This window comes from Arthrobacter sp. NPDC057013, from assembly GCF_042674585.1.
In the GTDB taxonomy this organism is placed as follows: Bacteria; Actinomycetota; Actinomycetes; order Actinomycetales; family Micrococcaceae; genus Arthrobacter.
Window position 1 is genome coordinate 1 of sequence record NZ_JBHUSE010000010.1, and the last position, 10,810, is coordinate 10,810.

Genomic DNA, 10,810 nt, shown 5'->3' on the forward strand with positions numbered 1-10,810 from the left:
CGGACTCCTTCATTCAGGCGTGGCCGGCGCAGCTGCTGCTCCTCCATCGGCAGGACGGCGGCGCCGATCCGGTGTGCATCCAACGGATCGGATTTACCAACCCCGTGACGGGCCCGGGCGTCCATCCGTGCGGCTTCGGCGACCTCGTAACCGGCAGCGCCGACGGCGCCGGCTAGCAGCGCTCCGTAGGAGGCGGCGCCCTCGATCACCCACAGGGTCGCCAGGTCAGCGCCGGTAAGGCGCGCGACCCATGCGATGGCCCGGTTGATCCCGGCGCTGGTGGTGGGAAAATCTCGGGTCTGAAGCAGTGCCCCGGAGGCGGTGGCGATGATCGCGTACACATGATTTTTGGCGTGAGTGTCGACGCCGACGACAAATGGGCGGGAATGAGCAACGATAGACATAGTGGTTCTGGCACCTTCCTCTATTCGCGGATTTGGTCAGGGGCCGCGCACGGCCGGTACCAGTCCGGGTAGAGGTCACTTCGGAACAACACTGTGACGAGCCACGCCCCAGTCACTGAGGGGCGGGCAACCTTCTGATCAAGTTACCGAGGTGGGCCGGGCCAGGTACCGGCCGCCCACTCCATGGACGGACAAGTCACCACAAGGGCACCCCAGGGGCCACGTGTTTGATGAGTCACGACCACAGGGCGGAACGGCCTGCACCTACTCTGCCAGCCAGTCCCAGACCAGCCACCCCAATCCTCACAGTGTTTGAGTCTGTGGTGTTTCGGGCAGGGTTGGCCGAGGTTGGCGACGCCGGTGCCGCCGCCGTCGGCCCAGGCGAGGATGTGGTCGGCGTCGTTGTCCAGGGAGTGGTTGCTGCAGCTCGGGAACGTGCACTTGGCGTCACGGAGCCGCAACCACTGCCGCATCGGTTTGGTCAGCCGGTAGCTGGTGCGGCCGATCTCCAACGGCGCCCCGTCGCGCGGGTCAACAAGCACCCGGTGGAAAGAGGCGGCGCCCTCGGCGACGAGCCGGCGGGCCATCGACGGCGGGATCGGCCCGTACCCATCCAGTGTGGCCGGCTCCTCGGACAGGCCAAGCAGGGAGAAAACCGGCACCGTGACCAGGACCTGCGCCCCCGGTAACGGCACATCACCGGCCCAACCAGGAGCGCCCGGAACAGCGTCTGCGGCACCGGCCCGCGCAGAACCTGCGGCACCGGCCCGCCCGCATCCTGCGGGCGGGATATCGCTAGGCGGGGGAACTCTGGGAAGCGGCTTACCGTGCAGCGCAGCGTCCGGGGGCCGATCATCCACGGGCAGGGGCCCTGCCGGCAGGGAACCTGTCGACAGGAGATCTGCGGGAACGAATTCTGTGGGCGGGTCATCGTTCGCGCCGCCCACTGCCGGTGCCGGGCCGAGCAACCAGCCGGCGAACGCATCCACGCGGAGCTGGGTCAAGGTCCGGAACTCGGCCGGGCCCTGCAAGGCGCGGGCGGCGGCGGTGGCGCGGTTCCAGATCCCGGCCGCCTGATCCGCCGGCAGATAGGCCGACAGCCACGCCATGCCGTCCCGGTCCGGGGCAAACTCCAGCCGCCGATCCTCCACACACCTGCCATGCCGTTTTTCAATGCTGACCGGGTGATGCCGTTCCCGCCAATACCGGGCCTTCGCCCGGAACCTCGCCGGCGTCAACTCCCCCGACGCGCAGCCACGGGCCGGGTTCGGTGCGCCCGGGTCCAGGAAATGCGCCTCAAACGCCGCCGCAGCAGCCGGCCCCAGCCCCTCGGTCTCGTCACACATGATCCGCCCGTGCTCCCAGGACAACGTTCCCGACCCGAGCGCGGCAAGAGTCAGCGGCAGATCCCTGGTGAGTTTGGCGGATTCAACCAACAACCGCTCCGCCGACCCTTCACTGACAGTCAGTGCGCCAGCAACCTCAGCCCTCACCGACATCCGCCGGACGGTACGGTCCTGCGCGGACGCATTCAGCGGAGTCATGGCCTCCTCCGCCGCCGCGAAGCCGGCGGCGAGGCGCACCTTCACCGCCGCCAGCCGGGCCTCCAGCGCTGCCACACCCGCCAGACCATCCAGGCACGCACCCACCAGATCCCCCAAAGGATCCGCCCCACCGGACAGCGAAGCCGAACCCGGACCCGGCGTAGCCGCTCCCGGACCCGGATGAGCCGGACCCGGCGTAGCCGCTCCCGGACCCGGATGAGCCGGTCCCGGATCAGCCGCTCGACGGAACCCAGCAGCCAACGACAAAGCGGAAGCACCGATGGCCTCCAACACCTCCGCAGCTGCCGCGTTATCCATACCCACAGCATGACAGGGGGCTGTGACGATTTAGGTGGAAAGTGCACCGCATGCGGACCGGACGGAAACGTTTTTTGGAGCGCTTGAGAACGAAAACTAGCTAGCAGATCAGGGCGTTTCCTAGCTTGAAAACGCCATGAGCTGCGACCCAGTTGTGCGCCTTTGAGGCCGGTTCCATCGGCCCGGACCGCCGATCCCAGGTTCCAGGCGTTCAAGGTCCTAGTTGTTCAAGGTGCCCTAGTCGTTTAAAGTCCCAGAGCCAAATGTACTAGGTGCCGGCGTCAGTACCGCCGGGGCCGCCGGCCTTGGAATGGGCGGCGAGGCAACCGGCGACGGACGAGCTGCTCTCCCCCACGATCACCGCAAGGACGCCGAGTCCGGCGTGGGCCGCCAAGACGGCGGGCAGCGAGCTGATCTGTGCCGGTGGAAGGGCCGGGAGCTTCGCCGCCAGCCGGGCCGCGAGCAGCTCGGCCTCGGGCTGGTTGCCGAAGTGGTGGATGGCCAGCCGGGCTTCCCCCAGCGGCCGGCCCTCGGCCTCCGCCACCACGATCTCCTCCAGCCGGGCAATGGCCTTCGCCGCAGAGCGGACCTTTTCCAGCGGAACGATCTTGCCGCCATCGACCGCGAGAATCGGCTTGATGGCCAACATCGCCCCGACCAGTGAAGCCGCGGAGCCGATACGCCCGCCGCGCCGCAGCTGCTCCAGGCTCGGCACGTAGAAAAACACCTTGGACCGTGCCGCCCTCTCCTCGGCGAGCCGGCGCACTTCACTGGAATCGCGGCCGTCCGCCGCTGCCACCACGGCGCTCTGGACCGCGAGCCCCTGCGCCATGCCCACGGTGCGGGTGTCCAGCACCTCCACCGGGATCTTCACCCGGCCGGCAGCGAGGCGCGCGGCATCGGCGGTGCCGGACAGCCCACCGGATATGTGTATGGACACAACGGACTCAAAGCCCTGCCGTTCGGCGGCCAGATACGCCTGCTCAAACTGGCCAGGCGACGGCCGCGAAGTCTTGACAGGTGTCGCAGCGGCCAGCGCCACCGCAATGGTCCCGGCGATGTCGTCCTCGCCCTCGCCGTAGATCTCCTCGCCCACCATGACGGGCATGGGGATGACGGTCAGCCGGCCGTTGATGGAGAAGGCCCGTACCCAGCCGGCGGGCAGGGCGGCCGCGGAGTCCGTCACCACGGCGGTACGTACGACGACGGCGGGCTCGCCCGTGGGCGGGACCTGGCCAGGCCTGGTGGCCTGGCGGAGACGGACCAGGTGCTCCTTTAACCACAGCCAGGCTGCCGGCTCTCGGTCAATCACGGCGCAACCCCCTGCAGTTATTTCCGGCCGCCGGCGGTGCCGGCGGCCGGATCCGGCCAGTCAGTCGCCCCCGGCGACTGACGTAACGCTGCTAGGCCGGGACGATGTTCACCAGTTTAGGTGCCCGCACAATGACGGTCCGGATGCCACGGCCGTCGAGGGCGCGCTGGACATTCTCGGAAGCCAGCGCCAGCTCACGCAGCTCGTCCTCGGAGATGGCCGGTGATACCTCGAGCCGGTCCCTGACCTTGCCTTGGACCTGGACCACCGCGGTAACGGTCTCCTGCACCAGAAGGGCATCGTCGTGCGCGGGCCAGCCGGCGTTGGCCACCGACGCGGGGTGCCCCAGGACGTTCCACAGGTCCTCCGCCGTGTACGGCGCAAAGAGGCTCAGGATGACGGCAACTGCTTCGGCCGCTTCACGCACGGCCGGATCGGCACCGCCGGCACCTGAATCAATGGTCTTGCGCGTCGCGTTGACCAGCTCCATGAGCTTGGCCACCACCACGTTGAACTTGTTATTGTCCAGCAGCTCCGCGGCGTCCGCGATGGTCCGGTGCGTGACCGAGCGCAGCGCGCGGTCACCGGTGCTGAAGTCAACACCGGGGGCACTGGAGACGTCCTGGCCGAGGCGCCAGGCGCGGGCCAGGAACTTCGCAGAGCCCGACGGCGAAACGTCGGCCCAGTCGACGTCGTCCTCCGGTGGGGAGGCGAAGACCATGGTGAGCCGGACGGCGTCGACGCCGAACTTGTCCAGCTGCTCGCCCAGGTCGACACCGTTGCCCAGCGACTTGCTCATGGCCTTGCCGCCATTGAGCACCTGGCCCTGGTTGAGCAGGGCGCTGAAGGGCTCGTCCGCCGCCAGCAGGCCCATGTCATGAATGACCTTGGTGAAGAACCGTGCGTAGAGCAGGTGCAGGATGGCGTGCTCCACGCCGCCCACATACTGCCCGACCGGCATCCAGTCGTTGATCTTCTCGGGATCGAACGGGCCATCGGTGTAGTGCGGGGAGACGAAGCGCAGGAAGTACCAGGACGAGTCCACGAAGGTGTCCATGGTGTCCGTGTCCCGCTGGGCCGCGCGGCCGCAGTTCGGGCATTCGACGTTGACCCATTCTGCGGCTGCAGCCAGGGGCGACGTGCCCCTTGGTGACAGCGCTTCGCCACGCAGGTTCTCGGGGAGCGTAACCGGCAGTTGGTCGTCGGGGACCGGCACTTCCCCGCACTCGGCGCAGTGGATGATGGGGATCGGGGTGCCCCAGAACCGCTGGCGGCTCAGCAGCCAGTCACGCAGCCGGAAGTTGACGAACTTCTCGCCGGTGCCCTGCTGCTCAAGAATCCGAATGGCTTCCGGGATGGCATCGCTCTTGGGCAGCCCGTCCAGGACGCCGGAGTTGATCAGCGTGCCCTCCCCCGCGGTCGCCTTGCCGGAGACTGCGGGATCCTCCTCGCCGGTGTCCAGCACCGCGCGGACAGGCAGGCCGAACTCCTTGGCGAAGTCGAGGTCGCGCTGGTCGTGGGCGGGGACAGCCATGATGGCGCCCGTGCCGTAGTCGGCCAGGACGTAGTCCGCAGCCCAAACAGGCAGCTTTTCACCGTTCAGCGGGTTGATGGCGTAGCGGCCGGTGAACACACCCGTCTTTTCACGCTCGGTGGACTGGCGTTCGATGTCCGACAGGGCCTTTACTTTTTCACGGTAGGCCATGAGTGCGTCGTGGTGTTCGGGGGTAACCAGGTCCAGGGCCAGATGCGCATCAGCGGCCACGACGAAGAACGTGGCGCCGTACAGGGTGTCCGGACGCGTGGTGAAGACCGTGACTTCACGCTCGGCACGTCCGTCAGATGCCTCGATCACGAACCGGACGTGGGCGCCTTCCGAGCGGCCGATCCAGTTTCGCTGCATCGCCAGCACGCGCTCGGGCCAGTGCCCCTGCAGCTCGGACATGTCATCCAGCAGCCGGTCCGCATAGTCGGTGATCTTGAAATACCACTGGTTCAGCGACTTCTTGGTCACTGCCGTGCCGCAGCGTTCGCAGGCGCCGTTGACAACCTGTTCGTTGGCCAGGACGGTGAGGTCCTTGGGGCACCAGTTGACCGGCGAGTCCTTGCGGTAGGCGAGGCCGCGCTCGTAGAAGCGCTTGAACAGCCACTGCGTCCAGCGGTAGTACTCCGGATCGGAGGTGTGCAGCCGGCGTGACCAGTCAGCGGAGATGGCGTAGCGCTTGAAGGAAGCAGCCTGGGTGTCGATGTTGGCGTACGTCCACTCGCTGGGGTGGGCGTTGCGCTTGATCGCCGCGTTTTCAGCGGGCAGCCCGAACGAGTCCCAGCCGATCGGATGCAGCACGTCGTACCCCTGCTGGCGCAGGTACCGGGCCACCACGTCGCCCATGGCGAACGCCTCGGCGTGGCCCATGTGCAGGTCGCCGGACGGGTAGGGGAACATGTCCAGGACGTAGCGGCGCTCCCGGGATCCGTCGTCGGCGGGGGTGAAGACCTTCAGGTCTTCCCATACCTGCGGCCACCGGGCCTCCATCGCCGCGAAGCTGTACGCGCCCTCTTCGGGCGTCTCCGCTCCACCTGCTGCTGTTCCGGTTTCGGTCTCCGGCTGAACGCTCACTGCTGCCCTCTTCTGTTCTGTCATGACCTCTGTCCTGTCACAACGGTCTGATCCCCGCCGCCGGGAAGGTCTCCCCGGACACACAAAAGCCCCTCGACATGGAGGGGCGGCCGCTCGATAATCCGTATTTGTTCGGGATACCAAGCGGCTAGCTAAGCAGAAGGATCGCACGCATACCCCTACTTTAGCGCAACCACACCCTTTCCCCCTCCCGGCACCCGAAGCCCAGTCGCCACGAGCGGCAGGGGCCGCCTTCCTCGCCAAGGTGAGGCGGCCCCCACTAATGATGAGAACTACTTAACGTCCGCGTCGACCCAGTCCATGGACTTGGTGACGGCCTTCTTCCAGAGGCGCAGCTGGCGTTCCCGCTCCTCCGTATCCAGGTTCGGCTCCCAGCGCTTGTCCTCGGACCAGTTCGCGGACAGCTCGCCGAGGTCCTTCCAGAAGCCGACGGCGAGGCCCGCTGCGTAGGCCGCGCCCAGCGCCGTCGTTTCCACCACCTTCGGGCGGATGACGGGAACGCCGAGGATGTCCGCCTGGAACTGCATGAGGGCATCGTTCGCGACCATCCCGCCGTCGACCTTCAGTTCGGTGAGCGGGACGCCCGAGTCCGCGTTGACCGCATCCAGCACCTCACGGGTCTGGAAGGCCGTGGCCTCGAGCGCGGCCCTGGCGATGTGGCTCTTGTTCACGAACCTGGTCAGGCCCACGATGGCGCCGCGCGCGTCCGAGCGCCAGTAGGGCGCAAAGAGGCCGGAGAACGCGGGCACGATGTACACGCCACCATTGTCTTTGACCGACGCGGCGAGGGTCTCCACTTCGGGGGCGCTGCTGATCATGTTGAGGTTGTCGCGCAGCCACTGGATAAGCGAACCGGTGACTGCGATCGACCCTTCGAGCGCGTAGTGTGGTGCCGCGTCGCCGAGCTTGTAGCCGACGGTGGTCAGGAGCCCGTTCTTGGAGTGGACGATCTCCTCGCCGGTGTTGAAGATCAGGAAGCACCCGGTGCCGTAGGTGTTCTTGGCTTCGCCGGTCTCGAACGCGGCCTGGCCGAAGGTGGCTGCCTGCTGGTCGCCGAGGATGCCGGCCACAGGGACCTCCCGCAGCAGCTGCGAGGTATGGACCGTGCCGTAGACCTCGGAGGAGGACTTGATGGCGGGCATCATGGACGCCGGAACACCGAAGATGCCCAGGATTTCCTGGTCCCACTGCAGCGTGTCGAGGTCCATGAACATGGTCCTGGAGGCGTTGGTGACGTCCGTGACGTGCACTCCGCCATCCACCCCGCCGGTGAGGTTCCACAGCACCCAGCAGTCGGTGTTGCCGAAGACCAGGTCCCCGGCCTCCGCCTTCTCCCGCGCGCCATCGACATTGTCCAGAATCCATTTGATCTTGGTACCGGAGAAGTACGTGGCCAGCGGCAGCCCGACCTTTTGCTTGAACCGGTCCGCTCCCCCGTCCTTCGCCAGTTCGTCGACGATGGGCTGGGTCCGGGTGTCCTGCCAGACGATCGCGTTGTAGATGGGCTTGCCCGTGGTCTTGTCCCAGACCACCGCCGTCTCGCGCTGGTTGGTGATTCCGACGGCGGCGATGTCGTGCCGGGTCAGGTTCGCCTTGGACAGCGCGGAGCCGATGACCTCGCGGGTGTTGTCCCAGATCTCCGTGGGATCGTGCTCCACCCAGCCGGCCTGCGGGAAGATCTGCTCGTGTTCCATCTGGCCGGAGGACACGATGTTGCCGCTCTGGTCGAAAACGATGGCGCGGGTGCTGGTGGTGCCCTGGTCGACGGCGATTACGTATTGGCTCATGATGACGTCCTTGTCGTTGTGCTTTGAGTTTGAACAGATGTGGTTATGGATATGGTTTTCGGATAAAGGTGCCGCTTATGAGGGCGCCGTTCGGGTCAGGCGCCGTGGGTCAGGTGGCCGCCTTGAACACGATGGGCAGCAGCCCCACGAGCCCGGCCAGGATGCCGCCGATGAGCGGTCCTGCCACCGGGATCCAGGAGTAGCTCCAGTCGCTGGACCCCTTGCCCTTGATGGGCAGGATGGCGTGGGCGATGCGGGGTCCGAGGTCACGGGCGGGGTTGATGGCGTAGCCTGTGGGTCCGCCCAGCGAGACGCCGATGCCGACGACGAGCAGGGCCACGGCCAGCGGGCCAAGACCGGACGGCGTTCCGCCGAAGGTGAGGATCACGAAGACCAGCACAAACGTGCCGATGATTTCCGTGATGAGGTTCCAGGGGGTGGAACGGATGGCGGGGCCGGTGGAGAAGACACCGAGCTTGTTGGCGGGCTCGGGTTCAGCATCGAAGTGCTGCTTGTGCGCCAGCCACGTCAACACGGCGCCCAGGAAAGCGCCGAGGAGCTCACCGCCGTAGTAGGTCAGCGTGGACGCGAGGTCGACCGGTACGCCAGGGGCGTATTCGGCCTTGCCGTTGACCAGCAGGCCTGTGGTGACGGCCGGGTTGAGGTGGGCGCCGGACCGGGCCGCGACGTACACGCCGGCAAAGACCGCGATGCCCCACCCCCACGTGACCATCAGGAATCCTCCGTTGTTGCCCTTCGTGCCTTTGAGCGCAACGTTGGCCACCACACCACAACCCAGCAGGGTCAGCATGGCGGTTCCGAAAACTTCGGAAAGAAAAACCAATCCAAGAGACATCTTTGACTCCTCTATTTTCTGTTGTCAGTCCTTCGCGTGTTTGAAGGACGGTTTCCCGCTAGGCGACGAGGCTGTGGACCTCGACGCCGTGGTATCGCTTCAGCACCTCCTGGGCGTGGTCGATCTCCGCGGCAACTCCTGCCGCATCCCAGCCGAGCGGCTCGGCCAAGGTCTCAGCAACTTCGTTTAGCAGCTCTCCGGTGACCAGGCCGCGGAAGGCGAGCGAGGTGCGCCGGATCAGCACGTCCACCAGGTGCCCTACCTGTTCGTGGGCCGCCATGAACTGCAGTTCCCTGACGCTCAGCTCCCGGGTGGAGCGCAGCAGCCGGTCGTCGCCGGCGTCGAGATAGCTGATGACTTCCTCGGCGCGGGTGCCGTACCTGGTGAGCAGGCCGGCTGTCCGGTCGGCATCGCGCGTGGCGGTCATGTGCGCCTTGATCCACTTCTGGATTCCGGCGTCGCTGTCCGGGAACCCGGCGCCGCCGCCGATGGCGAGCTTCGCCGTCGAAATTTTCCGCTCCAGTCCCAGTTCGGCCAGGACATCGCCGGCCAGGTGTTCGGCCAGGGCGCGGAAGGTGGTCCATTTGCCGCCCACGAGGCTGAACACGACGGCGCCGCCCTCCCGGGTGCTTGGTTCCGGGGTGCCGCGTTCCGGGGCGTCCGTTCTCGGGGCAAGGCGTTCGATGCGGTAGTCCCGCGACACGAATCCCGGCTGGGTGGCATCGTGCCTAGGCAGCGGACGCACGCCGGAGAACGTATACACGATCTGGCCGCGGTTCACGGCGATGTCCGGGAAAACATGGCCAATGAGGTCGAAGAAGTAGTCGATTTCCTCATCGGTGCAGACGGCGTCCTGGGACATGTCGGCGTCGACGTCGGTGGTTCCCACCAGCACGCGGTCACCCATGGGGTAGATCAGCACGATCCGGCCGTCGGTGTGTTCGAAGAAGATCTCGCGTCCCTTGCAGGCAGCCAGCAGGCCGGGGTGGTCCAGGACGATGTGCGAGCCCTTGGTCCCGCCCATGAAGGTGGTGGCTGTACCCATGGCCTGATTGGTGAGGTCCACCCAGGCGCCCGTGGTGTTGACGATAACGTCTGCGGTGAAATCGAACTCAGCACCGGTCAGGTGGTCGCGGAGAATCGCGGTACTGGAACCGTTTGCGTTGGACCCGACGGATATCAGGGACAGGTAGTTGCTGGCGCGTGCTGTGTTGTGGGCCCTGCCCGCCTTCTCGCCGTCCTGCAGGACGTCCAGGGTGAGGCGCTCCGGGTTGTGCACGGACGCGTCGAAGTAGGTGGCCGTGTATTTGACGCCGGGGTGCAGCATCGGGAGCTCGGCCAGCGCCTTGTGCCGCGTGCGGAACTGGTGGCGGGGGACGCTGCCGCCGTCGCGGGAGAAGGAGTCATAGAGGCTGAGTCCCAGCTTGATCAGGAACGCCCCCCGTTCCTTGGGCTTGCCCTGCTGCTTGTGGGTCAGGAACCGCAGCGGCGCGGCCAGGACACCGGAGAAGGTGCTGAAGATGGGAATGGTGGTCTGCAGCGGCTTCACGTAGTGGGGCGCGACCCGCAGGAGCCTGTTGCGCTCAACCACGGATTCCCGGACTAGCCGGAATTCGCCGTTTTCCAGGTAGCGGATGCCGCCATGGATCATGTGCGACGAGGCGCCGCTGGCGCCCTGGCAGTAGTCACCGCGTTCCACCAGCGCCACATCAACGCCCTGGAGGGCAAGATCGCGGAATGTTCCGACGCCGTTGATCCCGCCTCCGATGATCAGGACCCGGGCGCTGGGCCGCTGGCGCAGCCGGGAGACGGACTCGCGCTCCGCACCGGGGACGGCAGCGCTGTTGGTACGGCCGGATGAATCCTTGAGTCCCAAATCTGCTCCTTTGGGTTTGGTTCGGAAAAGCTTGTTGCAGGCAGCGCACCGGATGGTGCGGGGCCGTTCACCACT

General features: G+C 66.6%; 7 protein-coding genes. All 7 read right to left on the minus strand.

All coding sequences use genetic code 11. The annotated features are described in order from the left end of the window. Positions 1–404, minus strand: a 404-nt coding sequence (locus tag ACFTSA_RS14130) for a transposase (RefSeq protein WP_377952059.1), incomplete at its 3' end; no start/stop codon positions are given. A gap of 143 nt (positions 405–547) precedes the next feature. Beyond that, the gene (locus ACFTSA_RS14135) at positions 548–2,266 is read right to left on the minus strand and encodes a DUF222 domain-containing protein (protein WP_377952060.1); all 1,719 of its coding nucleotides are present in this window, start codon (positions 2,264–2,266) and stop codon (positions 548–550) included. Between the two features lie 268 nt (positions 2,267–2,534). Continuing rightward, on the minus strand, positions 2,535–3,578 hold the full coding sequence (locus ACFTSA_RS14140; RefSeq protein WP_377952061.1) for a DegV family protein: 1,044 nt from the start codon (positions 3,576–3,578) through the stop codon (positions 2,535–2,537). 91 nt (positions 3,579–3,669) lie between these two features. Next, positions 3,670–6,195 (minus strand): leucine--tRNA ligase, encoded by a 2,526-nt coding sequence (gene leuS, locus ACFTSA_RS14145; RefSeq protein ID WP_377952217.1) that lies wholly within the window; start codon positions 6,193–6,195, stop codon positions 3,670–3,672. A gap of 293 nt (positions 6,196–6,488) precedes the next feature. Continuing rightward, complete coding sequence (gene glpK, locus ACFTSA_RS14150) at positions 6,489–8,003, minus strand: glycerol kinase GlpK (RefSeq protein WP_377952062.1); 1,515 nt, start codon at positions 8,001–8,003, stop codon at positions 6,489–6,491. A gap of 109 nt (positions 8,004–8,112) precedes the next feature. Then, the gene (locus tag ACFTSA_RS14155; protein ID WP_331572752.1) at positions 8,113–8,859 is read right to left on the minus strand and encodes an MIP/aquaporin family protein; all 747 of its coding nucleotides are present in this window, start codon (positions 8,857–8,859) and stop codon (positions 8,113–8,115) included. A gap of 58 nt (positions 8,860–8,917) precedes the next feature. After that, entirely contained in the window at positions 8,918–10,735 is a 1,818-nt protein-coding gene (locus tag ACFTSA_RS14160) for a glycerol-3-phosphate dehydrogenase/oxidase (RefSeq protein ID WP_377952064.1), read from the minus strand. Between the last annotated feature and the right edge of the window lie 75 nt (positions 10,736–10,810).

Coding starts and splice junctions, on each gene's coding strand:
- ACFTSA_RS14135 (WP_377952060.1), bottom strand. CDS start 2,266: ATGGATAACGCGGCAGCTGCGGAGGTGTTGGAGGCCATCGGTGCTTCC.
- ACFTSA_RS14155 (WP_331572752.1), bottom strand. CDS start 8,859: ATGTCTCTTGGATTGGTTTTTCTTTCCGAAGTTTTCGGAACCGCCATG.
- glpK (WP_377952062.1), bottom strand. CDS start 8,003: ATGAGCCAATACGTAATCGCCGTCGACCAGGGCACCACCAGCACCCGC.